General features: G+C 72.7%; 23 protein-coding genes and 2 pseudogenes. 10 read left to right on the top strand and 15 right to left on the bottom strand.

The annotated features are described in order from the left end of the window. Positions 1-21: 21 nt before the first annotated feature. From ACWDNY_RS15285 to ACWDNY_RS15270, 4 genes are all read right to left on the bottom strand, one after another. Entirely contained in the window at positions 22-1812 is a 1791-nt protein-coding gene (locus ACWDNY_RS15285) for an ArnT family glycosyltransferase (protein WP_451646221.1), read from the bottom strand. 458 nt (positions 1813-2270) lie between these two features. Further along, a complete protein-coding gene (locus tag ACWDNY_RS15280) occupies positions 2271-4751 on the bottom strand; it encodes a glycosyltransferase (protein ID WP_451646220.1) in 2481 nt (826 codons plus the stop codon). A 133-nt stretch (positions 4752-4884) separates the two neighbouring features. Continuing rightward, complete coding sequence (locus ACWDNY_RS15275) at positions 4885-5064, bottom strand: HAD hydrolase-like protein (protein WP_451646242.1); 180 nt, start codon at positions 5062-5064, stop codon at positions 4885-4887. A 390-nt stretch (positions 5065-5454) separates the two neighbouring features. Next, on the bottom strand, positions 5455-6699 hold the full coding sequence (locus tag ACWDNY_RS15270) for an MFS transporter (protein ID WP_451646219.1): 1245 nt from the start codon (positions 6697-6699) through the stop codon (positions 5455-5457). 140 nt (positions 6700-6839) lie between these two features. Between ACWDNY_RS15270 and ACWDNY_RS15265 the strand changes: the two genes are divergently transcribed. After that, on the top strand, positions 6840-7775 hold the full coding sequence (locus ACWDNY_RS15265; protein ID WP_451646218.1) for a LysR family transcriptional regulator: 936 nt from the start codon (positions 6840-6842) through the stop codon (positions 7773-7775). 42 nt (positions 7776-7817) lie between these two features. On the opposite strand, the pseudogene ACWDNY_RS15260 reads toward ACWDNY_RS15265, so the two are convergent. From ACWDNY_RS15260 to ACWDNY_RS15250, 3 genes and pseudogenes are all read right to left on the bottom strand, one after another. After that, a pseudogene (locus tag ACWDNY_RS15260) lies at positions 7818-8081 on the bottom strand (site-specific integrase); the annotation flags it as partial. 45 nt (positions 8082-8126) lie between these two features. Continuing rightward, the gene (locus ACWDNY_RS15255) at positions 8127-8249 is read right to left on the bottom strand and encodes a hypothetical protein (RefSeq protein WP_451646217.1); all 123 of its coding nucleotides are present in this window, start codon (positions 8247-8249) and stop codon (positions 8127-8129) included. Positions 8250-8285: 36 nt separating this feature from the next. Continuing rightward, positions 8286-8588, bottom strand: coding sequence for a hypothetical protein (locus ACWDNY_RS15250; RefSeq protein ID WP_451646216.1), 303 nt, complete (start codon positions 8586-8588; stop codon positions 8286-8288). 166 nt (positions 8589-8754) lie between these two features. Between ACWDNY_RS15250 and ACWDNY_RS15245 the strand changes: the two genes are divergently transcribed. From ACWDNY_RS15245 to ACWDNY_RS15235, 3 genes are all read left to right on the top strand, one after another. After that, positions 8755-11205 (top strand): SpoIIE family protein phosphatase, encoded by a 2451-nt coding sequence (locus ACWDNY_RS15245; RefSeq protein WP_451646215.1) that lies wholly within the window; start codon positions 8755-8757, stop codon positions 11203-11205. A gap of 111 nt (positions 11206-11316) precedes the next feature. After that, complete coding sequence (locus ACWDNY_RS15240; RefSeq protein WP_451646214.1) at positions 11317-11610, top strand: hypothetical protein; 294 nt, start codon at positions 11317-11319, stop codon at positions 11608-11610. 44 nt (positions 11611-11654) lie between these two features. Further along, positions 11655-12023, top strand: coding sequence for a DUF6479 family protein (locus tag ACWDNY_RS15235; RefSeq protein ID WP_451646213.1), 369 nt, complete (start codon positions 11655-11657; stop codon positions 12021-12023). Positions 12024-12097: 74 nt separating this feature from the next. On the opposite strand, the gene ACWDNY_RS15230 is transcribed toward ACWDNY_RS15235, so the two are convergent. From ACWDNY_RS15230 to ACWDNY_RS15220, 3 genes are read right to left on the bottom strand one after another with little or no spacing between them, the layout of a single operon-like run. Further along, the gene (locus ACWDNY_RS15230) at positions 12098-12682 is read right to left on the bottom strand and encodes an isochorismatase family protein (RefSeq protein ID WP_451646212.1); all 585 of its coding nucleotides are present in this window, start codon (positions 12680-12682) and stop codon (positions 12098-12100) included. Between the two features lie 2 nt (positions 12683-12684). Then, positions 12685-14091 (bottom strand): MFS transporter, encoded by a 1407-nt coding sequence (locus ACWDNY_RS15225; RefSeq protein WP_451646211.1) that lies wholly within the window; start codon positions 14089-14091, stop codon positions 12685-12687. After that, positions 14088-14549, bottom strand: a complete 462-nt coding sequence (locus ACWDNY_RS15220) for a MarR family winged helix-turn-helix transcriptional regulator (protein ID WP_451646210.1) — start codon at positions 14547-14549, stop codon at positions 14088-14090. The genes ACWDNY_RS15225 and ACWDNY_RS15220 overlap by 4 nt, the downstream gene beginning before the upstream one ends. A 103-nt stretch (positions 14550-14652) precedes the next feature. On the opposite strand from ACWDNY_RS15220, the gene ACWDNY_RS15215 reads away from it, so the two are divergent. After that, on the top strand, positions 14653-15153 hold the full coding sequence (locus tag ACWDNY_RS15215; protein WP_451646209.1) for a metallophosphoesterase family protein: 501 nt from the start codon (positions 14653-14655) through the stop codon (positions 15151-15153). Positions 15154-15568: 415 nt separating this feature from the next. Here ACWDNY_RS15215 and ACWDNY_RS15210 read toward each other — a convergent pair whose 3' ends face one another. The 4 genes and pseudogenes from ACWDNY_RS15210 to ACWDNY_RS15195 all read right to left on the bottom strand — a co-directional run bounded on the left by ACWDNY_RS15210 (position 15569) and on the right by ACWDNY_RS15195 (position 18889). Further along, positions 15569-15994 (bottom strand): hypothetical protein, encoded by a 426-nt coding sequence (locus ACWDNY_RS15210; protein WP_451646208.1) that lies wholly within the window; start codon positions 15992-15994, stop codon positions 15569-15571. Beyond that, positions 15991-17109, bottom strand: a complete 1119-nt coding sequence (locus ACWDNY_RS15205) for an XdhC family protein (RefSeq protein ID WP_451646207.1) — start codon at positions 17107-17109, stop codon at positions 15991-15993. The genes ACWDNY_RS15210 and ACWDNY_RS15205 overlap by 4 nt, the downstream gene beginning before the upstream one ends. Positions 17110-17245: 136 nt before the next feature. Continuing rightward, positions 17246-17353, bottom strand: a pseudogene (locus ACWDNY_RS15200) ((2Fe-2S)-binding protein); the annotation flags it as partial. A 249-nt stretch (positions 17354-17602) separates the two neighbouring features. Beyond that, positions 17603-18889 (bottom strand): YncE family protein, encoded by a 1287-nt coding sequence (locus ACWDNY_RS15195; RefSeq protein ID WP_451646206.1) that lies wholly within the window; start codon positions 18887-18889, stop codon positions 17603-17605. Positions 18890-19066: 177 nt separating this feature from the next. Here ACWDNY_RS15195 and ACWDNY_RS15190 point away from each other — a divergent pair, with 177 nt between their 5' ends. Next, positions 19067-19729, top strand: a complete 663-nt coding sequence (locus ACWDNY_RS15190) for a TetR/AcrR family transcriptional regulator (RefSeq protein WP_451646205.1) — start codon at positions 19067-19069, stop codon at positions 19727-19729. Positions 19730-20137: 408 nt separating this feature from the next. Here ACWDNY_RS15190 and ACWDNY_RS15185 read toward each other — a convergent pair whose 3' ends face one another. Next, the gene (locus ACWDNY_RS15185) at positions 20138-20503 is read right to left on the bottom strand and encodes a nuclear transport factor 2 family protein (protein WP_451646204.1); all 366 of its coding nucleotides are present in this window, start codon (positions 20501-20503) and stop codon (positions 20138-20140) included. Between the two features lie 726 nt (positions 20504-21229). Between ACWDNY_RS15185 and ACWDNY_RS15180 the strand changes: the two genes are divergently transcribed. The 4 genes from ACWDNY_RS15180 (at position 21230) to ACWDNY_RS15165 (ending at position 25190) form a co-directional block, all read left to right on the top strand. Beyond that, the gene (locus ACWDNY_RS15180; protein WP_451646203.1) at positions 21230-22315 is read left to right on the top strand and encodes an S-(hydroxymethyl)mycothiol dehydrogenase; all 1086 of its coding nucleotides are present in this window, start codon (positions 21230-21232) and stop codon (positions 22313-22315) included. Then, positions 22315-22944 (top strand): MBL fold metallo-hydrolase, encoded by a 630-nt coding sequence (locus ACWDNY_RS15175; protein WP_451646202.1) that lies wholly within the window; start codon positions 22315-22317, stop codon positions 22942-22944. Before ACWDNY_RS15180 ends, ACWDNY_RS15175 begins: the two co-directional genes overlap by 1 nt. A gap of 220 nt (positions 22945-23164) precedes the next feature. Next, the gene (locus ACWDNY_RS15170; RefSeq protein ID WP_451646201.1) at positions 23165-24079 is read left to right on the top strand and encodes an SDR family oxidoreductase; all 915 of its coding nucleotides are present in this window, start codon (positions 23165-23167) and stop codon (positions 24077-24079) included. 313 nt (positions 24080-24392) lie between these two features. Then, the gene (locus ACWDNY_RS15165) at positions 24393-25190 is read left to right on the top strand and encodes an SDR family NAD(P)-dependent oxidoreductase (protein WP_451646200.1); all 798 of its coding nucleotides are present in this window, start codon (positions 24393-24395) and stop codon (positions 25188-25190) included. Positions 25191-25213: the final 23 nt, after the last annotated feature.

The raw sequence follows: 25213 nt of genomic DNA, 5'->3' as shown, positions 1-25213 counted from the left end.
TCGTGGGCACCTCGCGCTGCCTCATGGCCGTGCCTCCAATCGCGTCGGCTTGGGAAACACCAGCGACGCATACCGGCCCGCTGAGTCCGTCATGACGAGCAGAGATCGTGGCCGGGTCCCCGACGGCATGGCCATCGTGACGGAGGCCGCGCCCTTCAGGTCGGAACGACCACGTGCGACGACTTTTCCGTTGTACGTCACCGTGAGCCGCGAATTCGCCATAAAACCGCTACCGGTCAAGGAAACTGTCGGTCCGTTGATCTCGGCGCCAAGAACCGGCCGGGGGCGGCGGGTCGTCAGTCGGTAGATCCATGTCCGCGCCTCGTGGTGGCGGTATTCGACGTGGACCAACTGGCCGTGATATCGCTCGACAAACATCTGCAGGCGGCGATGCCAAACCGTGCGGTTCACCTGGTCTTCCGTTGGCGGGTCGTCCCCCCAAGGGGTGTAGTAGACGAGGTACGACACCGTCCCGTCCGCAATCAACCGGTTCGGCCACTCCGTCACCCAGTCCCGTGGTGTCCGCGCACCCCCTGTTGGAGCGGATGCCGGGACGATCGTTCCCCCCGGCAGGATCGTCGCGAGGTTGAAGCGCCCGAACGGATAGGAATCGCGGTGCGCGTAGTAAGCGAAGATGTATTGTGCCGAGCCGTCGGACAGGACCATCACGCCTGCATCCCGAGGAGATTCCGACGCGATCCACTTGGCGGCCTCGCGCAGACCAGGGTAGGGCCTGTCGTCGAACGACTTTGTGATGTTCGGGACGGCCGTCACGATCACCGCGAGCGCGAGGACGGCAGGCGCCCACCGCACAACTTGCGGCCGTCGCACCGAGTAGGAGACCGAACCGAGCGCACGACCGGCGAGGATCGACAACGCCGGAATCACCGGGAGGAGGTAGTTGAACGCTTTCAGGGAGTAGAGCGAATAGAAACAGCCCATCGCGAAGACCCACAGAAGCAACAGCTTGTCGCCACGGGTTCGGTGGCGGGCAGCCAGGGCGGCCCCCAGGACCCACAACGCCACCATGATCGCGCCCTCGTAGGAGAGCAACAACTTCTCGTAGTAGTACCACGGAACGGCGCTGTTCCGCCGCAGGCTCGATCCCAGGAAATCTCTGAAGGTGTCCCAGTGCTGAACGATCTGTATGATCGCCGGCACGCAGGCCACCACCGCTGTGAGCATGGCGAGGGCCACGCGACGGGGAGTCGCGAGATTGCGTACGTTCCCGGCGAAGGCGACGTAGCCGATCGCCACCGCCAATGCGAGGCCGCCAGTGACCTTGGCCTGGATGGTCAGCGCGGCGGCGGCCGCCATGGCGTACAGCCACCCGGGGCGCTCGGTGTGCACGAGCCTGACCGCGCAGAGAATGGTGAGCGTGCCGAAAAATGCAAGCGTGGAGTCCAGCAGAGCAAGCCGGCCCAGCGAGATCGAATAGCCGCTGATCGCGAACATGAGTGCTGCGAACAGAGCGCTGCGCCGACCATAGAACGTCAGAGCTATCCAGTAGACCACCGGCACTGTCAGTGTACTGAACACAGCGGAGACGACCCGCCCTGACACGTCCCCGACCCCGAATACCCGGAATACGACCGACAGTATCTCCTGATACAGCAGGAAGTTCGAATTCCCGCGGCTGATCAGTATGAAGTAGCGGTCGAGTTCGTGGGCGCCGGCCAGCACGCCGGCCTGGCCGGCGTAGACGGCCTCGTCACCGCGCAGGCCGATTCGTTGCAGTTGCACCAGTCGCAGGACCGCAGCCAGGACGACGATGCCGAGAAGCGGCAGGTTGACTCTGCCGACGAGACGCAACAACGATTCCCGACGGGGTGGCGGCTCCGGTCCAGTCGCAGTTGTGCCCATTGCTTCCCCTGAGATTCTCTCCGGGACCGAAAACGTGGATCTGAGACGGACGACACCGCCTCCCAAACCTTGCCTGCAAGCCACCCCCAGCGGAAATGAATCACCACCGACGACGCCCCGACATCGAATTGGCCTCGGTCACTACGGCGACGCACCGCCAGGCGGGAACCAGGGTGACGTCCAGGAGCAGCGCCGCTCCTCCGCGGAGGCGGTCACGGCCTGCTCCAGGGCGGGGGGACAGCGCGGCTGACTACTGGATGACCTCGTTGACCCTCCGTCAGGCGGGTGGGCCGGTTCCGGGAACCCCAGCACCGCGGAGTGGAACGATCTCGCCCACCGGCCAGGCAGGGACTGGGTGCGGAATGCGGGGAACCCCGTCGCGTGCAGGTCTGTGCGGGCTTGCCGCGTCATGGCGGTCCTCCGGCGCGCATCGAGCGACGGGCATCCGGCGCGGCGAGCGGAGTTTCGAACCGCGAGGCCGAGTGCGGCCATTCCACGCCGTCGGCGCGGGTGGAGGAAGCCGCCTGCCCCCCTTCCCGGGCCAGCAGCCGGGGTATCTCGTCGGCCCAGCCGAAGCAGTCGGAGGCCAGTATCCGCACCCGCACGCCGGACAGGAACCCGGAGAGGATCTCCCGTTCACGGATGCGTAGGTGGGCGTGGTCGAGGCCGTCGATCGTGAGCGCCGGCGCGAAGTAGCGGAAGGGGGGAAAGCCGTACGCGTCCTCGGTGTTGCCCAGCAGCCGCCGGAGCGCCTCGTCGTACGGCACCTCGGCCAGCCGGGGGGCGCCCCGCTCGATGACGAACAGGTCCCGGACCTCGGTGGTGGTGCCGATGGTGCAGGGCACGAGCCGGTCGACGGCGTACTTGGGCGGTGGCACCACGATCTGGGTGAGGGCATTGATGGCCATGATGGGCAGGTTGAGGCGGGCAAGAGCGAGGGCGAACGAGCGGCCTTCCTTGGAGTGCAGCCGGCTCTGCACCATCAGCTTCATCCATTCCGCTCTGGTCAGGTCGTCGGCGTGGACCGCGCGGAGCGTGTGGGCGCTGATGGTGAGCGGTTTGGGGAAGCACAGCCCGTGTCCGTCGGCGTCGATCAAGGTCATGTCGTCGGAGAGGAAACGCCAGTCGTGCTCGCGCAGGAGTCTGAGGACGGTGGCGGTCTTTCCGGTGTCGGTCAGGGCGGAGAGCATCACGCCGGTACCGTCCAGATCGAGGCACGCGGAGTGCAGCAGCATCCAGCCGCGGGGTACGAGGACGAAGCGCAGCAGGGCCTCGATCACGTTGGTGTAGACGACGTGCGGGGAATGCGCGAGCAGTGGGCTGACCTCCACGGAGATCGGGTGGCCCAGATCGACCCGGAAGTTGGCACCCAGACGCCCGAGTTGTTCTTCGTACCGCAGGCTCGCGGGGCAGCCGTCGACCTCGCGGGCGAGTTCGGTCAGGGCGGTACGGTGATGCGGCGTGCGGCGCCCGATGTCGCTGACCCGGACGACGATGTCGCAGTCGGTCGCTGACAGCCATTGGCAGCGGAAAAACTCCAGTTCGGGCAGTGGAACCTGGGATCCGACGGTGACCCGGCCGGCGATGTCGTAGCGGTGGGAGAGGTACCGCGTCCGCTTGTGCCCGCCGTGCGCCGTGGACGGCGTGGTGGCGGGAGCCGCGGGATCGACCAGCGTGCGCACCGGATCTCGCTTCGCCGTGGGACGGTCGCCGGCCCTGTAAATGAGCCGGTCGCTGAACAGGAAGCGCAGCAGGAACAGCAGTGCGAGGGTGACGACGTTGGCCGTGAGGACTCCGATTCCGATGCCCACCAGCCAGGCCAGGACCGGCAGGCGGCCGAGCAGTAACAGGTTGTTCAGCGCGAAGAAGCGGACTCCGCGACCTGCACGGATGCCGTGGCCGGTGCCCCGGTAGACAAGGGCTTCGACGAGGGCGAAGTTCCAGGCCGTGGACACCTGGGTCGCCAGGGTCGCGCCCAGCACGGCCGGGATGCTCAGGAGGCTGTAGAAGAACCACAGGGCGGCCGTGTTCACTCCGACACCGCTCGCTCCGACGAGCCCGAACCCGACGAATCGGCCGAGTTCACCGGCGTGCCCACCGCTCTGTCGGCGTCCCGCGCGCAGCCGTGCGAGATGGCGCAGATAGGTGATCCCCTCGCGGAGCCATGCCTTGGACCGGCCCGCGGCGCGCGGCGCGAAAGTACAAGCCACCTCGGCCACTCGCGCCGACGGATTGCGGACGAGGAGCTCAAGAAGGATCTTGAACCCCAGCGGATGAAGCCGGTCCAGGTCGACGGCGTCCTTGCGGAAGGCGAACAGCCCGCTCGTCGGGTCGGAGACCGTGGCCAGACAGCGTGGGAAGAACGCTTTCGCGAGCAGCGCGCTGCCGTTGGAGGCGGCAGACCGTCCGGCGCCGTCCAGGCCGGCGCTGGAGCCCGATCCGGGGTGGCTGGTCCCTACCACGATGTCGGCGTCGTGTCCCAGGGCGGTCCGGGCGATTGCCGCCGCCGCTTCCGGTGGGTGCCGCGGGTCGGCGTCCATCACCAGCACCCACGCGCCGCGCGCCTGCCGTGCTCCCGTGATTACCGCGCCCCCCAGCCCCGCCGAGCGCTCTTCGGGCGCGCGGTGCACCATCCGAACGCGTCTTGGACACAGCGCGGCGTGAGCGGCGGCGGTGGCGGGGGTGTCGTCGTCGCTGTCATCGACGAAGAGGACCTCGACGGGCAGGCGCGAAAAAGCGTCCCCCAGGGATTGCAGCAGCAGAGGGATCACCTCTTGCTCGTTCCGGGTCGGCACGACGACGGTGAGCTGCGGCGTAGTGTTTCCCGGCGGTCCGTTCAGGTCCGTGCACGGGGAGGTGGAGAGTGAGCGGGTGTCGGTGCCGGTCATCAGCACGGCCTCCTGACATGGGAAGAGGCTCCCAGTGCACGTATACGTACGCTGTCCTCTCCCCGGTACGTCTACGTTGCGAATCTACGGCCATTCTGGCCAGCGGGCATCCCGGAGGTCAAGAACAAATGAACTAAAAGCGTCCAAAACGGTAATTCCGCTCTGTGGAGGAGTGCCGCTGAGCTGGCCCTCTCAACTCCCGCACGAGCGTGGGCAGATCCGCGAACGAGTCGATCGCATGATCGGGCGTACCGCTCGCCGCCTCATGCGTCTCCGGCGGATACTTCCCGGTCTTGACCAAGACCCCCCTCACCCCGGCCCGCTGCGCCGCCGGCACACCGGTTCGACGTCGTCCCCGGCATCACCGCCGCGCCCGCGCCCACGCCCACATGTGCCCCGGCGCCGCCTCGAAGAACGCGGCCGGCGGCTGCCGCGTGGTCTCCGCCTCGACCCGCGCGGCCTTCTCCAGACCGAAGAGGAAGGCCCGATGCCGAGTTGCAGCCCCTCGTCCCTGCGCCAGTACGGTTCCGGTGCATGGCGGCCAGCGGCGCCCCGCGCTGCGCAAGCCCAAACCCGGTTCGGCGCCGTGTAGTCCAGCGGCGTGAGGGGGGTCAAGCGCGGGGCAGTGTTCACGCGAGTTCTCCATAACCGGTGGTGTGCCAGGTTGACGCGGCGTGGCCTGCGAGTGGCAAGTTGTGGTGGCTCATGAGTGACTGCGGGACAGTTCCGGCTCGTGGTGCGACGTCTGTTCCTGTCGGGGAAGCAGGAACGGGGTGGTCAGGATGAGCAGCCCCGCGGCCGTGAGAGCGGTGCGTGGGCTGGTGTCATCGGCGAGCAGCCCGCCCAGCGCGCTGAGGACGGCGATGAACGCCTGCTGCCCGATCGACCAGGCCGACAGGGTGCGGGCGACGAGATGCCTTGGGGTTTGTTCGAGCCGGTAGGTGGCGAGCACCGGGCTGAACAGGCTCATGTTGATGATGATTGCCAGCTCGACGGCCATCACGGTGACGAGGCCGACGACGCCGGGACGGACAAAGGCGAGGCCGATCAGCCAGACGGCGCGCAGGGTGCCGACGGTCCGGAAGACCCAGTGCCGGCCGAAGCGGGCCACGACCCGGCGGGCCAGCCGGGAGCCGATGAGCCCGCCGAGGCAGGGGGCGGCGAAGGCGAGGGCGTACTGCCAGGGTGGGAACCCGAGCTGGCGAAGCAGGAGCACGGCCAGCAGCGGTTCGGTGGCCATGATCAGACCGGCTACGAGCACTTGGTTGAGGTAGAGCGGCCGCAGCCCGGGGTGGCCCATGATGTGTCGCCAACCGTCGAGCAGTGCGCCTGCCCGGACCAGGTTCTTGTCGGTTGTTCGCGTTCCTTCTTCCCGGCCGCGGATCGCGGTGATGCCCAGCGCGGAGAGCAGGTGGCTGAGCGCGTCGGCCACCACGGTGGTGACCGGCCCGAACAGGCCGATCGCCGCCCCGCCCAGTGGTGGCCCGACCGCGATGGAACTCCAGTTCGTGGACTCGAGCCGCGCGTTGGCGACGAGCAGGTCATCCGGTCGGACGAGGACCTTGAGGTAGGCGCCCCCGGCCGCGTTGAAGAAGATCCTGGCTGCGGCGACCACGGCCGAGACCACAAGCAGTTGGACGAAACCGAGCCGTCCGAAGGCGTAGGCGACGGGGATCGTCGCCATGGCCGCAAACCGGGCCAGGTCTATCATGATCATGACCGGGCGCTTGCGCCGGAACTCCACCCACGGCGCGAGCGGCACCGCGATCAGCGCACCCACCGCAGGCCCCACCGCGGAGAGCGCGGACACCTCAGCAGGTCCGGCATGCAGCACCAGCACGGCGATCAGCGGCAACGCCCCGAACCCCAGCCCGGACCCGTACGCGCTCACCGCATAGGACGCCCACAGCCAGCCGAACTGCCGGCCCAACCGTCTCCTGCCCACCATGCTCAGCGCACTCCCTTTGATGTCCCACCCGAACAAGCCGACGTTGACCGATGAGAGGTAAGCGGGCAGGACAACAGCAGGTCAAACAACCGATCTGCCGGCAATCCACAACGACCGGTTGTTCACTAGGGTGGGTCGGCGTGGATCTCGAAGCAGTACGTACCTTCGTCGCCGTCGCGGGAGCGGGCCAGTTTCAGAAAGCCGCCGCCGACCTGTCGATCACCCAGCAGGCCGTCTCCAAACGCATCGCCGCGCTGGAGCGCACCCTCGGCGTGCGGTTGTTCACCCGTGCCCCACGTGGCGCTGAGCTCACCATCGATGGTCAGGTGTTCCTGCCCCACGCACGGGAGTTGCTGCGCGTCGCCGAGCGTGCAGGCGAATCCGTGCGCCCCGGCCGCCGTCCGCTGCGCGTCGACGTGATCGCCTCGCGCAGCGCGCAGTCGAGCCTGATGCGCGGCTTCCATCGCGCACACCCCGAGATCGACCTCGACGTGATGATGCTGTTCGACATCGAGACCGCCGTCGCCGCCCTTCGCTCCGGTGCGATCGACGCGTCCTTCCGCGCCGTCGCCGCGCCCGGCCGACCTCTTCCCGAGGACATCGCCTCCGCCCGGGTGCTCGACGAGCCGCTCCAGCTCCTCACCGGCCCCGCCCACGCACTGGCGGGCGCCCGGTCGGTGACCGTCGCCCAGCTCACCGGGCACCGGATCTGGATGCCCGGCATCGCCCCCGGTACCGAGTGGGGCGCCTACTACGACGACCTGGTCGCCGAGTTCGGCCTCACCATCGAGGTGGCCGGCCCCAACTTCGGCTCCGACGCGCTCCTCGACACCATCGCCGACACCCCTGCCCTGGCCACCTTCATGGGTGAGCACACCCGCCTCATCTGGCCGGCCGACCACGGCCTGCGCCGCATCCAGGTGACCGACCCGACACCCGTCTACCCGCACTCGCTCCTCTGGCACCGCGACAACCCCCACCCAGCGCTCGCCACCCTCCGCACCCACCTCGCCGCCACGACGGCCGGCCACGACGCCGCCGGGACCTGGGCACCGGGCTGGGTCATTCCGCGCTGAGCGCCCCCGCCCACGCGGGCCGGCCCTGCCCGGCGCAGGCGGTCAACGGCGGGCGTCACCCGGGGCGAGCAAGCTGAACAGCTCGGAGATCACCTCGGGGGAGGGGTTGAAGGAGCGGCGGACGTTCTTCCGGCTTCTTGTGCCGGGACTTCGCCATCAGCATGCGGCGAGGCACCCTGCTCGCCGATGGGTCAGGGCGGAACGGCGGTACTCGTGCAGGTGCCAGCCCGTGCCCGGGCCGCGCAGGGCGGTGTGCTCGTCGCGCAGGGTGTGGGCCTGCCCTACGACAGCCTGGCCGGCGTCCGGCGATTGCCGAGGTCGACATCGCGGCGGTCAGCCGCGGGTTCCACCTCATCGGGCCAGTCCTTCCAGCCGCTTCGCGCCCCGTTCCATCCCGGTGGTCCAGGCGTCCTCGACCCGGCTCTGCTGCACGTCGATGTACCGCATGGTGGTAGCGATCCAGGAATGTCCCAAGACCTCCTGCATCGCGAGCAAGTCCAGCCCATTCCCCTAGAGTTCGGACGCGCAGAAATGCCGCAGCACCCGCGGCGTCAACTTGTCTGCCCAGCCCGGAGTATGAGCCTCGACGGCGTCGTCGAGGCCGTTGCGCAGGGCGTCGTCGCCGACCCGGCGTGCGGAACCGTCGGCGTTCTTCCGCTCGCTCGGGAACAGCGGGGCGCCGGGCCGGATGTGGTCGTTGTCGAACTGGCCCCATGCGTCCTCGATGAACCGTCGCGCACGGCCCCGACGGTGTCCCCCGGTCCGGCGCCCGGCAGCCGGCGGGACCTCCGGCCGCGCGCAAGCGCCGGGCACGCGGTCCTCGAACCGGGGACGGAAGCGGCAGGGCGGTCATGCCCGCTCGGCGTTCACACGGAACGCACGCCCGCCGGCCGCCGGCACCGTCCGCGTCCCGAGCGGGGTCCCGCACGTCCGCGGAACCCGTCACAGGGGGCTGCGCGCACGGCCCATAAGCGCTGTAGTGGCCAACGTGGTCGGAGAGGGCGCAACGGTACGGGGAACCAAGGCCGCGCGTGCCGAGCGTGCTGTGGCGTCCGTCATCGGCGAGCCCGCCGCGCCCGGCCGGCTCCGCCGGATCCTGGAACTGGCCCTCGTCTTCGGCGGCGCCGCGTTCGCCGGCGTCTACACGCCCGACGAGCGCAGCGGCGCACTGTGCCTCGCGGAGGCCGCCGGTGTGCCGAGGACGCTGTACGGACTGCGGGACGCCTATCCCCGCACCGGATGCTTCCCCGTCACCGAGGCCCATCGCACCGGGCGGGCCGTGTGGTTGAGGCCCGAGGAGCTGAGCGGGTACGCCGAGTCCCGGCGGATGCCCGAGGGGGACGTCTCCCTGGCCGCGCTGCCGCTGCGCGGTGAGACCGGCGGCTGTCTGCTCGCGGTGACGGAGGCCCCCGGCGGGTTCGGCCCCGAGGACCGCGCGTGCCTCGAACTGATCGCCGGCGCCGTCGACTGTCCGGCCCCCGCCGCGGCCGCCCGCGCGGGCCGGCCGGCGGCCGGCGCGTTCAGCCTCGCCATGGACAGCGGGCGGGTGGAGGCCGGCGACGGGCTCCTCGGCCTGTTCGGCATCGCCCGCGCCGACTTCGACGGCAGGGTCGAGACGCTGCTCGCCCTGACCGTGCCGGAGGATCTTCCGTCGCTGATGTCCGTGGTCGAGGCCGACCACATGTCCATCGGGGAGCGCGAGCTGGAGTTCCGCGTCCTGCAGGCCGCCGGGCCGCCCAAGTGGCTGCGGCTGCGCGGACGGCTGCTGCCGGGCGGGGAGGGCCGGCCGGCGCGTCTGGTCGGCACCGTCGCCGACGCCTCCACCCTGCGTCCCGGCGTCACCGATGTCGCCCGGGTCCAGCGCCTCGCGGCGGCCCTGGCGACCGCGGTCACCGTCCGGGACGTCGGCGGGGCCGTCGTCGCCGCCCTGCGCGAGCCGCTCCAGGCCGACCGGATCGCCCTCGCGGAACTGGAGAACGAACGCCTGGTCGTCACCGTCCTCGACCCGCCGGAGCCGGAGGCCTGGCCCGAGCTGTGGCGCCAGGAGTGGCGCACCGAGTGGCCCGACGCGCCCGTGCGGTCCATGCCCACCCTGGCCGCCGTGCTGCGCGAGGGCCGGGCCGGCATCTGGTCCGGTGCGACCGACCTGGAACCCGCCCTCGCCGACGTGGGCCGCGGCGGCCTCGCCGCGCTGCCACTGGCCGCCGGCGGCCGGGTGACCGGCGCCTGCCTGATCGGCTGGGACGCCCCGCACGACTTCAGCCCCGACGAGCGCGCCCTGCTCACCGCCGCCGCGGGCCTGGCCGGCCAGGCCCTGATGCGCGCCCGGGCCTTCGATGCCGAACACGAACTCGTCGGCATGCTCCAGCGCACCCTGCTGCCCCGCCGGCTGCCGAGGCTGCCCGGCGCGGAGGCCGTCGCCCGCTATCTGCCCGCCACGGCCGGCCTGGAGCTCGGCGGCGACTGGTACGACCTGATCCCGCTGCCCGACCACCACGTCGCCCTCGTCATCGGCGACGTCCAGGGCCACAGCGCGGGCGCCGCGACGCTGATGGGCCAGATGCGCACCGCGCTGCGCGCCTACGCCGCCGAGGGACACCCCCCGGACGTGGTGGTCTCGCACGCCAACCGCCTCCTGCTCGACATGGAGACGGACCTCTTCGCCACCTGCTGCTACGTCGACGTCGACATGGAGGCCGGATCCGCCTGGTGCGTCCGCGCGGGGCACCTGCCGCCCCTGCTGCGCCACCCGGACGGCCGGGTCGAGACCGCGGAGGCGGACGGCGGACCGCCGCTGGGCGTCCAGACAGGGGCCGACTTCCCGATGACGCCGCTGCGGCTCCAGCCCGGCACCGTGCTCGCCCTGACCACCGACGGCCTCGTGGAGTCCGCCGGCGCCGACATCGACGAGGGCATGGACCGGTTCGCCCGTGGTCTGGCCGCCGCCGACCCCGCCCACCTCGGGCTGGTCGCCGACGCCCTGCTCGGCGACGCCGGCCGCAACGACGACATCGCCCTGCTGCTCGTGCGCTACGACGGCATGGCCGTGCACCCGCTCCGGGAGAGCTGGACGGTGTGGCGGGTGCCGGAGGCGGCCCGGCACGCCCGCCGCTTCACCCGGCGCACCCTGCGCTCCTGGGGAGTGGCAGAGGACGCGGACGCCGTCCTCCTCGTCGTCTCGGAACTGGTCACCAACGCCCTGGTGCACACCGGCGGCCAGGTCCGTCTCGACCTCTCCCTCGTCGGCGACCGCCTGCGCGTCGCCGTCGCCGACTCCTCGCCGCGCAGCCCCGTCAAGCCGACGGGCATCGGCTGGGAGGCGACCGGCGGACGCGGGATCCTCCTGGTCGAGGCGGTGTCGGATACCTGGGGGACGCTGCCCGCCGGCGGCGGGAAGCAGGTGTGGGGCGAGCTGGTGCTCAACCGGTGAGGGACCGGCACCGGGAGGACGCGCCGGCCACCCCGCCACACGGGTGCGGCGGACACCGGCCCGGCACGTCGAGGCGGCGCGGCGAGGCGGCCGTGCGTAGGGTTTTTCCCTGTGTCACACACCTTCGAAGAGCTGGTGGCGAAGCAGCGCGCCGCGGACGAGGCGCATGCCCGCGTCGAACAGATGCGGGCGAAGTACGGGCCGCCCGCGCAGGAGCGGTGGACCGGGGTGCAGACCCAGACGTACGAGACGGCCCTGCGGGCCTGGCGCGACCTGGCGCGTGACCTGCAGGCCGCCGTGAACGAGTACGCGAGCGACGAGGGCCGGCCCCGCACGCAGATCGAGGCGGACGTCGAACGGGCGGCACGCGACGGCGAGGGCAGCGATCCCGGACCGTCGGCCTGACCCGTGGGCCACGTATTCACGGGGATGCCGGGTAGTCGTCGTCCATGGACACCATCCGGTACGAAGCAGCCGCGTCCGGCCCGGCCCTCGGCGTGGTCCTCGCCGTCGTCGGCGGTCTGGTCGTCGCCGGCGCCCTGGTGTGGGCCGTCCGGCTCGGCATCAAGGTGAAACAGCGCGAACCCAGGACGCCGCGGCGCGGTGAGCACCCGACGCTGCCCGACTCCGGGCCGGCCCACGAGACACGGCAGCGCCGCGAGCCGGACGAGGTCCCCTCCGCCGAGGAGACCGGTCGCCGGCTGACCCCGCACGAACTCGGCTCCTCCGGCAGCCGGCGCAGCGACGACCAGTCGCGCCCGCGCTGGGAGGACGGCTCCAGCGGCTCGTTCGGCAGCGGCGGCACCGGCAGCGGCTGACCGGCGGGAGCTCGCCGGCGGCTGAGCGGGGGAGCGCCGGCCGGGTACGCGCGGTCGCGCCCGGCCGGCGATCGTCACCCGTGCGTCTTGGCCAGCAGTTCGAGGACCTCGGCCGTGGTGCCCGTCTCGCCCAGGCGCGGGAAGATGTGCTTCACGCTGCCCCGGTGGGCCTCCCCGTCGAGGTCGGACATCGCGTCGGTGACCAGGGTGACGTGGTAGCCGTGCTCGTGCGCGGCACGTGCGGTGGACTCCACGCCGATGCTGGTGGCGATGCCCGTCAGCACGATCTGGGTCACCCCGCGGCGGCGCAGCTGCACATCCAGGTCGGTGCCGTGGAAGGCGCCCCAGTTGTGCTTGGTGACGGTGATGTCGCCGTCGTGGCCCGCCAGTTCCGGGACGATGACGTCCCAGCCCTCGGGACGGCCGCCGCCGGAGCCCCGCGCCTCGGTCCGGCCGGGAGGGACGTCGCCGAAGTCGGCGGCGAAGGAGACCCGTACCAGGACGACGTGCAGGTCACGGGCGCGGAACGCGTCGGCGAGCTCCACGTTCCGGGCGACGACGTCGGCGCCGGAGTAGGGCGCGGTGGGGGCCGCGACGATGCTGGCCTGCAGATCGATCACGACGAGGGCGGTGCGCGGGTCGAGGGCGGTCAGTGCCATGGTCAGGCCTTTCGGGGGGTGAGCGTGAGAAGCGAACGGTCGGGGAGGGTGCTCGCCAGGAGGAGCGCCGATCCGGCGAGCATGAACAGCGCCAGGTCGTGCAGGCCGGAGGTGTCGGCGCGGTGCGGGAAGAACGCCGCCGTGGCGGCGGACGCCGCCAGCGCGCCGAGGTACATGAAGGTGCGCAGCAGCCCGGCGGCGGAGGCGATCCGCGCCGGATCCGCCTGCCGGTAGAGCGCGTTCTGATTGGCGAGGCCGATCAGCCCCTGCGGGACGCCCATCACGGCACCGGCCGCGAGCAGCACCCACGGGGGGCTGCCGGAACCGACCAGCAGCAGGGCGGCGCAGGCCGCGACCTGGACGACGCCGCCGACGACCAGCTTGACCCGTATCGCCTCCCGCCGGCCGGTGAGGCTCGACACGGCGAGCGCACTGGCCGACAGCGGCAGCAGCACGAGTCCGGCGGCCGACGCGCTCAGCCCCCGGCCCTCCTCCAGCCACTGCGTGTAGCCGTACATGAAGGCGTACGAGGTGGTGTAGCCGAGCAGCTGGCGCAGGTATGTGGCCAGCAGCGGCCGGTTCCCGCCGAGGACGCGCAGGTCGACGAAGGGCTCCGCCCGGCGCAGCTCCCGCGCGGCGAAGGCGGCGGCCGCGACCGCGGCCAGCAGCGGCAGGTACCAGTGAGCGAGCCGGGGCTGCATCAGGAACAGCATGACCGAGACGAGCAGGGCGGCGAACAGGCCCATGCCGGGCAGGTCGACGTCGCGCCGGGGTCCTGCCGTGCCGCTCTCCTTCGGCAGCCGCCGTGCGCCGAGCACCAGGCAGGCCGCGGACAGCGGCAGGTTGACCGTGAAGACGGCACGCCAGCCGGCGGCGCCGATCAGCAGCCCGCCGAGCGCGGGACCGACCACGGAGACCGTCTGGTTGGCGACGGCGAGCGCGGTCAGCACCCCGGCCGGACTGTCCCGGCCGGTGCGCTCGGCCTCGCGCCGGGTGAGCTGCATGGACGCCGGGTACGCGGCCGAGGTGCCGAGCCCGAGCAGCACCCGCGCGGCGATCAGCGCGCCCAGCGACGGGGCGAACACGCCCAGCAGCCCGGCGACGCCGACCAGGGCCGTGCCCAGGAGGTAGAGGCGGCGGGGACCGTACATGTCCACCAGCCGTCCGACGACCGGCTGTCCCACGGCCGTGGCCAGGTACAGCGCCGTCACCAGCCACACCGTCCGCGCCGGGGGCGCCCCGAAGGCGGCACCGATGGGGACGAGCGCCACGGCGATCATGGAGGAGTTGACCGGGTTCAGGACGGAGCCCAGGACCATGGGGGCGACCAGCCGGCGGTCGAAGCCGGCCGGCGGTGGCCGGTCCGCCCCCCGGCTCGTCCGGACGGTGCGGGCCGGCCTCGGTATCACGCCCGGGTCAGCCGTTCCATCAGGGCGAAAGCCTCGACGAGCGTCCGTCGTTCCTCCTCGGTGTACCGGTCCTCGAAGGCCCGGGCCAGCCACTCCTCGCGGACCTGCCGGTCGCCCTCCAGACGTTCGCGTCCCGCGTCGGTCAGCGTCACGAGCTGGCGCCGGCCGTCGTCGGGGTCGGGGCTGCGCCGGATCAGCCCGTGCTGGTCGAGCGCGCCGAGCGTGGCGGCCATCGACTGCGGCCGGACACCCTCGGCGGAGGCCAGGGCACTGGCCGTGGCGGCGCCGTGCTTGCCGACCAGTGCCAGCGCGGACACCTGCGACGGCGTGAGGTCCTCGTCCTGGGCGACCTCGCGGATCCGGCGCCGCAGCCGGCTGAACATCACGCGCAGGTCCCGCGCGGCGCGCGCGGCGGAGAGCGAGATCCCGGCCGGTACCTCGACAGGAGGATGATCCATACCGTCACCGTAGGACCGTCAGGTGAAACTGTCCAGTTCAGCCTGAACAGCTCGACCTGAGGACCGAACGAGCGGGCCCGGTGCCCGGCAGTACGCTGAGCCGGTGCGTCTGCTTCTGATGTCCGACACCCATCTCCCCAAGCGCGCCAAGGAGCTGCCCGGCCAACTGCTCGCCGAGCTTCCGCGCGCCGACGTGGTGTTCCACGCGGGGGACTGGATCGACGTCGCCACCCTCGACCTGCTGGAGCATCGCAGCCGCCGGTTGATCGGCGTGTACGGCAACAACGACGGACCCGAGCTGCGCGCCCGCCTCCCCGAGGTGGCCCGCGCCGAACTGGGCGGACTGCGCTTCGGCGCCGTTCACGAGACGGGCCCGGCCCAGGGCCGCGAGGCCCGCTGCGCCGCCCGCTTCCCGGAGCTCGACGTGCTGGTCTTCGGCCACAGCCACATCCCGTGGGACACCACCGCGCCCTCCGGGCTGCGCCTGCTCAACCCGGGATCGCCGACCGACCGCCGCCGTCAGCCGTACTGCACGTACATGACGATGGAGGCCGCCGACGGCCGGCTCACGGACGTCGCACTCCACCGGTTGCCGCGCCGCTGAGACCGGCAGCGCGGCGCTTCCGGCGCGGCGGCCGCCCGGCGCCGGGACCACCCGGCCGCCGCCCCGGGGACGGCGGCGCCGCGGCCCAGCGCGCGGCGGCACGGCTGAACGCGCGGCGGACATGGAGGAGGGGCGACCCCCGGTCAGGGGCCGCCCCGAGGTCGTTCATGCCTTTCTCGGGAGGGGCCGGGCCACTCCCCGCATGGAAGCGGCCCGAGCGTTGCGAGTGTGCGCTCTCACGGACCTCCTTCCCACGTACGGTTTGCTGCACATGTGCGGCAGAGGCCATGCACGCCTCATCCGTCGTGCGGCGACTACCCCTTCCTTCCGACCCCACACTGCGGAATCCGGAAAATCACCGGAAAAGTGCCGGGCCGGCGAATCCGGGCGGGCCCATCTGCCCGGGGCCACCGGTTCACGACCGCCGCAGCCCGCGCACGCACACGACGACGAGCACGACGACGGCCGCGCCGGACGCCACGACGGCGGCCCGCCGGGCCGGGGGGAGCCCCGCGGTGCGGAGCACGTTGATCGGCCCGGGCTCCGTGGTCTTCCGCTCGCGCCCCACGGACGACTGTGCCGAGGCCGCGGTGACGCGGTCGACACGCTCCTGCCCGGCCTCGGCGGGCGTCTGCGCCGCCGCCCGGGTGAGCTGCCGTGACAGGCACTGCGCGAACTGCCCCACCAGCCGGTCGCCCACCTCGCCCAGCCCCCGCCCGAACTGCGCCGGGCGCCCGGTCACCGACAGGTCGCTGTTTCGCTCGATGTCGACGAGCGCCCGCCAGGTCTCGTCTCGACCGGGACGGGGGCGGTGAACTCGTGGTGCCGTTCCATGACTCACTCCTCGGTGCTCGGGGGGCCGGCCGGGTGGATCGCTCCGGCGGTCGCGGTCAGGGGCGCCCCGCTGCCGCCCCAGCGCAGCGCGACGATCTCCGCGGCGACGGACACGGCGACCTCCTCGGGGGTGCGCGCCCCGAGGTCGAGTCCGACCGGCGAGCGCAGCCGGGACAGCTCGGCCCGCGTGAGCCCGGCCTCGATCAGCCGCTTCAGCCGGTCGTCGTGGGTACGCCGGCTGCCCATGGCGCCGATGTAGGCGGCCGGCCGGCGCAGCGCCTCCTCCAGCAGCGGGACGTCGAACTTCGGGTCGTGGGTGAGCACGCAGATCACGGTGCGCTCGTCGGTGTCCGTGCCGCGCAGGTACCGGTGCGGCCAGTCCACGACCACCTCGACGCCGTCCGGGAACCGGTTCGGCGTCGCGAACACCGGGCGGGCGTCGCACACCGTGACCCGGTGGCCGAGGAACGCGCCGATCCGGGCCACCGCGGCCGCGTAGTCGATCGCGCCGAACACCAGCATCCGCGGCGGCGGGGCGAAGGAGTGCAGGAAGACGGTGACGGCGTCCTCGCGCCGCTCGCCGTGGGGTCCGTAGTGCCGCAGGCCGGTGGCGCCGAGGGCGAGTTCGCCGCGCGCGTCGGCGGTCACCGCGACGTCCAGACCCGGGGCGCCCAGCGTGCCCGCCACCGACTCCGGCCACACCGCGAACGCCGCCCCGCGGGGCGCGGGCCCGCCGACCACCGTGGCCACGGTCACCGGCTCGCCCGCGGCCACCGACGCCGCGACCGCGCCGAACGCCGGATCGGACTCGGGCGTCACCGGCCTGACCAGGACGGTGATCTCACCGCCGCAGGTCAGTCCCACCGCGAACGCGTCCTCGTCGCTGTAGCCGAACGTCTGCGTGCGCGCCTCGCCGCTCGCGACGACCTCCCGCGCGAGTTCGAACACCGCACCCTCCACGCAGCCCCCGGACACACTGCCCACGACCTCGTCGTCCGGGCCGACGGCCATGGCCGCGCCGGGGTCGCGCGGCGCGCTGCGGCTCACCGAGACGACCGTGGCCAGACCGAACGGCGCCCGAGCCGCGTACCAGCGCCCGAGCACCGGGAGGATGTCACGCACACTCCGCTCCTTCCACTACGGCCGGCCCCCCGCCGGGGCCGCGCCCGTCCCGTGCCGGCGGGCGAACCGTCCGGGGCCCCGGCGGCCGGCCGCCCGCTCCGCCCCTGTCACGGCCTGGGACCGTCACCGCGTACTCCGTGCCGGCCGGGCCCAGGCGGTCACGCTGGTAGTGGACCGGCAGCAGCCGGGGTTCGACGTCGTCCTCGTACGTGGTGCCGTCCACCTTCACCGAGATGTGGGTCATGCGCCCTCCAGGGACGGTGCGGGCGGAAGCCAGGGCAGTCGGTGACCGAGGTGACGCAGGTCACTTTATGTCCGCACCCGGGAGGCGGCGAGTGCGGCGAGCCCGGCGCCGGGCGGTGGTCCGCCGCCCGGCGCCCGTCCGGCTCTCCGTGCCGTGGCGCCGTTGATCAGCGCAGGCGCCCGCCCCGGGACGCCGAGCGACCGGGGCGGCCGGCTGCCCCGGTCGTCCTTCCGCGCGGGGCGGAGAGCGTCACCCGGCCGACGAGCCGGACCAGTCCGCCGGCACGTGGCCCAGCCGGACGCGCTGCGGGTGGTCGCCGACCGGGACGGACACGGTCTTGCGCCCGGTGGCGAAGTCGATCGCCGTGACCCGGTCGGCGCCGCTCTCGGAGACGACGCAGTCCTTGCCGTCACCGCTGACCGTGGCCCAGTAGGGCTTGGAGGCGGTGACGAGCGGCCCCTCCTGGAGGGTCGCGCGGTCCACGACGGTGGCGTAGTCGTCCATGGTGCCCGCGACGCACAGCCTGGTGCCCGCGGGGTTCATCGACATGCCGTGGTGGCGGGAGTCGTTCACCCAGGTGGTGCGGTCCTCGCTGGTCGCCGGGTTCTTCGGCAGGGTCTTCACCCGGGTGATCCTGTCGGCGGCGACGTCGTACTCCAGGAAGCCGTTGAAGAAGGACACCTGGAAGTACAGCGTGGACTCGTCGGGGGAGAAGACGGCGGGCCGCACCGCGTCCGAGAAGTCGTTCAGACCGATCGCGTCCAGGCGCCGGCGCATGTCGATGGTGCGGACCTGCCGGTAGGTGGCGGCGTCCACGACGGTGATGTGCCGGTCGCCCTTGGTCCAGTCCCAACCGGGGTCGTCCAGCGAGGTGTTGACGTCCCCGATGGACATGTTCCAGATGTACTTCCCGTCCCGGGTGAAGACGTTCTCGTGCGGCTTGTCGCCGGTCGCGAACGAGCCGAGCTGCTTCCCGGTGCGGATGTCCAGCACATGCACGGTGTTCGCGGTGGACGCCGAGACCGCCACCCGGGTGCCGTCGGGGGAGACGGCCATGTGGTCGGCGCGGTAACCGGACACGGGGAAGCGCCAGTTGATCCTGCCGGTGGCCAGGTCGATGGAGACCACGTCGGCGAAGCTGGGCCGCGAGACCACCACCGCGGTGCCGTCCGGGGTGGTGTACATGTCGTCGGCGAACTGGTCGTGGCCCTCGCCGACGCCGTTGCGGATGGCCTGGAAGTAGATCCACCGGACGGGGTCGGCGTTGATCTCCGCCATCCGCTGTGCCCGGTCGGGGACGACGTCGACGCGGCCGATCCTCGCGTAGTCGCCGCTGGACTCGATGACGTCGGCGGTGCCGTCCCAGTTGTTGCCGACGAACAGCACCTCGCGCAGCGCGGTTTCGGAGGAGGCCTGCGCGGCGGTGGTAACGGCGGTGGCAGTGGTGCCGGCTGTGGCGGCGGTGGCGGGTGCGGCGACGGTCAGGACGAGGGCGGCGGCCACGGAGCGAAGGTGCCTGGTTCTGGAGGCGGGCATGACTGCTCTCTCCTCTGTGATGGGGGGTTGCCCGCACGGACACGGCGGTGCGCGGCGGGCCGGAAGTCTGAACAGGCGCGCTTTCACAGTGAACTTACTGAAAAGTAAGGAGAGGCGCCCTTCACCACAAGAGCGCGTGCACGACAAAATCGAACCTCGGGGGACGAGGGAGGGACCGTGGCGGGCAGGCTCAGGGCGCCGACCGGCCGTTACGGCGGCAAGTCCGCCGCCGAGCGACAGGCCGAGCGGCGGCGGCGTTTCCTGGACGCGGCGCTGGAGCTGTTCGGCGGCGCCCCCGGTTTCCGCTCCACCACCGTCGCGGCCCTCAGCGAGGCCGCCGGGCTGTCCACCCGCCAGTTCTACGAGGAGTTCCGCACCCTCGAGGACGTCCTGGCCGCCCTGCACCTGCAGGTCAACGACTGGGCCGAACAGGCGGTCCTCGCCGCGCTCGCCGAAGCGGAGGGGCTGCCGCTCGCCGAACGCGTCGCCATGCTCTTCCACGCGTACGCCGCCGGGGTCACCGCCGATCCGCGCCGGGTCCGCATCACCTTCGTCGAGGTCATCGGCGTCAGCCCGCGCCTGGAGGAGCAGCGCCTGGCGCGCCGCGCCCAGTGGGTCGACCTGATCCGCGCCGAGGCCCGGGCCGCCGTGGCGCGCGGGGAGGCGGCACCGCGCGACTACCGGATCGCCGCCGCCGCGTTCATCGGCAGCGTCAACGGGCTGCTCCACGACTGGAGCGCCGGGTGGGTGGACGCGTCCCTGGACGAGGTCGTGGACGAACTCGTGCGGCAACTGCTGGGCATCCTGCGCCCACCGGGCTGGCGCCCGCCTCCCGCCTGAGGCCGGCCGGCGGACGCGCGCCACGGCCGGACGCGACAGCTCCGACTGCTCGGCGTCCGGACGCGGCGGCCGAGGACCGGTCGCCCCGCACCGGCCGTTTCCAGGACCGGGCGGAACCAGCGGCCGAACCGCCGGTCACGCTGACGCCAGGGCCACGGCGTGCGGGGCCGCGCGGGGCGTGCGAAACCAGCGGCCGAATCGCCGGTCACGACGGGTGAGCGGCGCGCGCGGGCGTGAGGGACGCGGGGCAGGGCCGGCCGCGGCGTGCCCAGTGCCCGGCGGAGCAGCGGGACGGACACACCCGCCGTCGCGCCGCGCAGGCCGGCCCTCCGGCCGGAAGCGGGACCGCCCCGGCCCGGCGCGAGCCGAGAACGTCCCGGGCCAGACGGAACCTCGCCCGGCGCCTGCCTACTCGTCCCATGCCTGGATCATGACCTGCTCACTGATCCTGCCGTCGCGCAGCGACAGCATCGACTCCGCCAGTACGCGGACCCCGTCCGCGTACTGGCAGGACTCGACGAAGGCGGCCTGGTCGCCCTGGACGACGCAACGCTCCAGCCGGTGCGTCATGTCCCGGCTGTAGACGTCGTCGAGCATGGAGCCGATCTGCGCGCGGCCCTGCAGGACCTTGGGGTGGCTGGGCTGGGCGGTGCGGTCCACGATGCGCACCTCCGCGTCGTCCGCGTAGAGCGACACGAGGTCCGCCGCGCTGTCCCCCTCGATGCACCGGCGCAGCGTTTCCGTGTCGAGGGTGGGGGGTGGCGTGGTAGCCATGCTGACCTCCTCCGCGGACCGCGGCCGTGCCGAGCCGACCGCGGCGGGCTCACCTCCGAGGCTCCTCCGCCCCCGCGGCCACGGCAAACGCTGCGGCCGGCGGGGGACCCGGCGGCCGAGGGGCGCCGGTCCCGGACACCGGGGACGGGGGAGGCGTGGACGTGCTCGACGGTGCCGTGCGCGCAGCGCGGGCAGACGGTCGTGGGGTCGGCCATGTCGGATCTCCTTGGGGGAGCGGGGGAGGGGAGCGGTCAGCGGCGGGCGGCGAGGCCTGCAGCCGGGTCAGCCACCCGGCCGTCTCGGGCAGGTCGCGGACCTGGTTGCCGTAGTTGCCCCGGCGGTCGGGGGCGACGGGCGTCGTCTCTGCCGCGCAGCGAGTACCGGCGGCTGCCCGGCCTGCCGCTGGAGGCGCACATCGACGTCGTACCGCATCCGCTGTCGGTCCTGGTGCTGCGGCTGACGCACGCCCACGCCCGCGGGGCGGCCGGAACCGGCGGTGAGCCGTTCCGCCGCTTCGGGGGACCGGCCGGTGACCACCGCGGCGTGGCACGCGTTCCTGCCGGGGACCGGGCGCACCGCCCAAGGGGCCTGGTGGGGGCCGTGATCCGGTCCTGCCGCTGACGTCGACACGGCGGCCGGGGTCCCGGGCGGGCCAACCGTGCGGTCACCGATCGGTTGCGCGTAGGGTCGGAAGGAGGACACCGGCCGACGGAAGGAAGCACCACCATGGCGCAGGAAGTGCGCGGCGTGATCGCACCGGGCAAGAACGAGCCCGTGCGCGTCGAGACCATCGTCGTCCCGGACCCCGGACCGGGAGAGGCCGTCGTGACCGTCCAGGCCTGCGGCGTCTGCCACACCGACCTGCACTACAAGCAGGGCGCCATCACCGACGACTTCCCCTTCCTGCTCGGCCATGAGGCCGCCGGCGTCGTGGAGTCGGTCGGCGACGGCGTCACCGACGTCGCGCCCGGCGACTTCGTGGTCCTCAACTGGCGTGCCGTGTGCGGTAAGTGCCGCGCCTGTCGGCGCGGCCGCCCCTGGTACTGCTTCGACACGCACAACGCCACCCAGAGGATGACCCTCACCGACGGCACCGAGCTCACGCCGGCCCTCGGCATCGGCGCCTTCGCCGAGAAGACCCTGGTCGCGGCCGGCCAGTGCACGAAGGTGGACCCGGCCGTCTCCCCGGCGGCGGCCGGCCTGCTGGGCTGCGGCGTCATGGCCGGGATCGGCGCGGCCGTCAACACCGGCAACGTCGGCCGTGGCGACTCCGTCGCCGTCATCGGCTGCGGCGGCGTCGGCGACGCGGCCGTCGTGGGCGCCTACCTGGCCGGCGCGACGAAGATCATCGCCGTGGACATCGACGACCGCAAGCTCCAGACCGCCCGCACCATGGGCGCCACCCACACCGTCAACTCCCGGCAGACGGACCCGGTCGAGGCGATCCGCGAGCTGACCGGCGGCTTCGGCGCCGACGTCGTCATCGAGGCCGTCGGCCGCCCGGAGACGTACAAGCAGGCCTTCTACGCCCGCGACCTGGCCGGCACGGTCGTCCTCGTCGGCGTGCCCACCCCGGAGATGCAGCTCGAACTGCCGCTGCTGGACGTCTTCGGGCGCGGCGGGTCGCTGAAGGCCTCCTGGTACGGCGACTGCCTGCCCACCCGCGACTTCCCGATGCTCGTCGACCTGCACCTGCAGGGCCGCCTGCCGCTGGACAAGTTCGTGACCGAGACCATCCAGCTGGACGAGGTGGAGAAGGCGTTCGAGCGGATGCACCAGGGCGACGTCCTGCGCTCGGTGGTGGTGTTCTGATGAGCGCCCGCATCGAACGCCTAGTCACCTCCGGGCAGTTCACGCTCGACGGCGGCACCTGGGACGTGGAGAACAACGTCTGGATCGTCGGCGACGACCACGAGGCGGTCGTCATCGACGCCGCCCACGACGCCCGCGCCATCGCCGAGGCCGTCGGCGACCGCCGGCTCACCGCCATCCTCTGCACCCACGGCCACAACGACCACATCAACGCCGCGCCCGAGCTGGCCGACCTGACGGGTGCGGTCATCTGGCTGCACGCCGACGACCTGCCCCTGTGGAAGCAGACCCACCCCGACCGGGACCCCGACGAGCACCTGGTCGACGGGCAGGTGATCGAGGCCGCCGGCGCCGACCTGACCGTCCTTCACACTCCGGGCCACGCGCCCGGCGCGGTCTGCCTGTACGACCCGGGGCTCGCCGCCGTGTTCACCGGAGACACCCTGTTCAAGGGCGGACCGGGTGCCACGGGCCGCTCGTTCAGCCATTTCCCGACCATCATCACGTCGATCCGCGAGCGCCTCCTCACGCTGCCGGGCGAGACCAAGGTCCTCACCGGCCACGGCGACTCCACCACCATCGGGGCGGAGGCCCCGCACCTGGAGGAGTGGATCGCCCGCGGGCACTGACGCGCACCGCCCGTCCGCACGGTGCCGGACCGTGTGCGGCGCCGGCCGGAGGCACGGGCGGCGCCGCACGCCGTCCGGCGCCGGCGCGCCGCCGTCGTGCCGGTTCGGGTGCGCCGGAAAAGGGCGACACAAGGTGTCCGGTTTTCACGGCATCCTCGGTCACGACCGACAGGACGATGCCGGCGGACGGCGTCGGCGGGTGACGGACGGGAGGCCGGACATGCCGGGGCCACTGCAGGGCAGAGTCGCGCTGGTGGCGGGTGCGACACGGGGAGCGGGCCGGGGGATCGCCGTGGAGCTCGGTGCGGCCGGCGCCACCGTCTACGTCACCGGACGCACCACCCGCGCCCGGCGCTCGGAGTACGACCGCCCCGAGACCGTGGAGGACACCGCCGACCTGGTGACCGAGGCCGGCGGCCACGGCATCGCCGTCCCCACCGACCACCTGGAACCGGACCAGGTGCGCGCCCTCGTCGACCGCGTCGCCGGCGAACAGGGCCGCCTCGACGTCCTGGTGAACGACATCTGGGGCGGTGAGAACCTCTTCGCCTGGGACACCCCGGTGTGGGAGCACGACCTCGACGACGGCCTGCGGCTGCTGCGGCTCGCGGTGGAGACGCACGCGATCACCAGCCACCACGCCCTGCCCCTGCTGCTGCGCCGGCCCGGCGGGCTGGTGGTCGAGATGACGGACGGCACCGCCGAGTACAACCGGGACACCTACCGCGTCAACTTCTTCTACGACCTCGCCAAGGCGTCCGTCCTGCGCATGGCCTTCGCGCTCGGTCACGAACTCGGCCCCCGCGGAGCCACCGCCCTCGCGCTGACCCCCGGCTGGCTGCGCTCGGAGATGATGCTGGACCATTTCGGCGTGCGCGAGGACAACTGGCGCGAAGCGGTGGAGCGGGTGCCCCACTTCGCCATCTCCGAGACCCCGCGCTATGTCGGCCGCGCCGTGGCCGCCCTCGCCGCCGACCCGCACGTGGCGCGCTTCAACGGCCGCTCCCTGTCCAGCGGCGGACTGGCCCGCGAGTACGGCTTCACCGACCTGGACGGCAGCCGTCCCGACGCCTGGCGCTACCTGGTCGAGGTGCAGGACGCGGGAAGGCCGGCGGACACGTCCGGCTACCGCTGACCGCCCGCGCTCGCGCGGCATCGCCGGCGACAGCGGCGGGGCGCCGGTGCGCCCGGTGCGGAAGCCGCCGTCCGAGCCGGCACCATCGGCGGTCGCCTCGTCCGGGGCGTCGAAAGGTCCGGCGTGGACCCGCCGTCCACGCCGGCACCGCCGGTGGCCTCCCGTCGGCGCCGCCGGTCACGGGGCCGCGGCGGAAGGGGGGTTGACGTACGGAACGGTAAGTGGGCGTGAGGAGTGGGGAGTCGGCGTGCGCGACGTGCAATGACCGGTCGCCCTCTGCCCCGGTGATCGTCCCGGCGGTAGGTTCGGGCGCATGACGGACTCCAGGCGTTTCGACGGACACGGCGCACTCGTGACCGGGGCGGCCCGCGGCATCGGCGCGGCCGTCGCGCGGAGGCTGGCCGAGGAGGGGGCGCGGGTCCTGCTGACCGACGTGGACGCGGACGAGGCCGAGAGGACGGCGGCGCGTCTGCGGGATCGCGGACTCCCGGCCCAGGCGTTCCGGTGCGACGTGGCGGACCGGACGTCCGTGGAGACGGCCGTGGAACACGCGGCCCGCACCCTCGGCTCCCTCGACGTCCTGGTCAACAGCGCCGCCCACTGCACGCCGGACAGCCCGCTCTTCGAGGACGGGCCCGACGAGGCGTGGGCGCGCGATCTCGACGTGACCCTGACCGGCGCCTACCGCTGCTGCCGGGCCGCCCTGCCCCACCTGGCGGCCACCGGCCGCGGCGCGATCGTCGGCATCGGCTCGGTCAACGGGCTGCAGGACTTCGGCAACCACGCCTACAGCGCGGCGAAGGCGGGTCTGGCCTCCCTGACCCGCACCCTCGCCGGGCACGCCGCCGCCCGCGGGGTCCGCGCCAACCTGGTCGTGCCGGGCACGGTCCGTACCTCGGCCTGGGAGGGGCGGGACGCCGAACTCGACGCGGTCCGGGGGCTGTACCCCCTCGGCCGCGTGGGCGAGCCCGAGGACGTCGCCGCGGCCGTCGCCTTCCTCGCCTCCCGCGACGCGGCCTGGATCACCGGCACGACCCTCGTCGTCGACGGCGGCCTCACCGCGGTCAACTCCGGTTTCCTCCAGGCCGTCCGTACGGGCGGCGAGCGCTGAGCCGCGGCCGGCCGCAGGCGTCC

This window comes from Streptomyces sp. NPDC003697, from assembly GCF_053587115.1.
The sequence above is the reverse complement of the archived record's forward strand: the minus strand, read 5'-3'. Positions and strand labels throughout refer to the sequence as shown.

Bases quoted from the DNA above. Each gene is read 5' to 3' on its own strand.
- ACWDNY_RS15280 (WP_451646220.1), bottom strand. From the start codon at position 4,751: ATGACCGGCACCGACACCCGCTCACTCTCCACCTCCCCGTGCACGGAC.
- ACWDNY_RS15270 (WP_451646219.1), bottom strand. From the start codon at position 6,699: ATGGTGGGCAGGAGACGGTTGGGCCGGCAGTTCGGCTGGCTGTGGGCG.
- ACWDNY_RS15235 (WP_451646213.1), top strand. From the start codon at position 11,655: ATGGACACCATCCGGTACGAAGCAGCCGCGTCCGGCCCGGCCCTCGGC.
- ACWDNY_RS15230 (WP_451646212.1), bottom strand. From the start codon at position 12,682: ATGGCACTGACCGCCCTCGACCCGCGCACCGCCCTCGTCGTGATCGAT.
- ACWDNY_RS15220 (WP_451646210.1), bottom strand. From the start codon at position 14,549: ATGGATCATCCTCCTGTCGAGGTACCGGCCGGGATCTCGCTCTCCGCC.
- ACWDNY_RS15195 (WP_451646206.1), bottom strand. From the start codon at position 18,889: ATGCCCGCCTCCAGAACCAGGCACCTTCGCTCCGTGGCCGCCGCCCTC.
- ACWDNY_RS15185 (WP_451646204.1), bottom strand. From the start codon at position 20,503: ATGGCTACCACGCCACCCCCCACCCTCGACACGGAAACGCTGCGCCGG.
- ACWDNY_RS15180 (WP_451646203.1), top strand. From the start codon at position 21,230: ATGGCGCAGGAAGTGCGCGGCGTGATCGCACCGGGCAAGAACGAGCCC.
- ACWDNY_RS15175 (WP_451646202.1), top strand. From the start codon at position 22,315: ATGAGCGCCCGCATCGAACGCCTAGTCACCTCCGGGCAGTTCACGCTC.
- ACWDNY_RS15170 (WP_451646201.1), top strand. From the start codon at position 23,165: ATGCCGGGGCCACTGCAGGGCAGAGTCGCGCTGGTGGCGGGTGCGACA.
- ACWDNY_RS15165 (WP_451646200.1), top strand. From the start codon at position 24,393: ATGACGGACTCCAGGCGTTTCGACGGACACGGCGCACTCGTGACCGGG.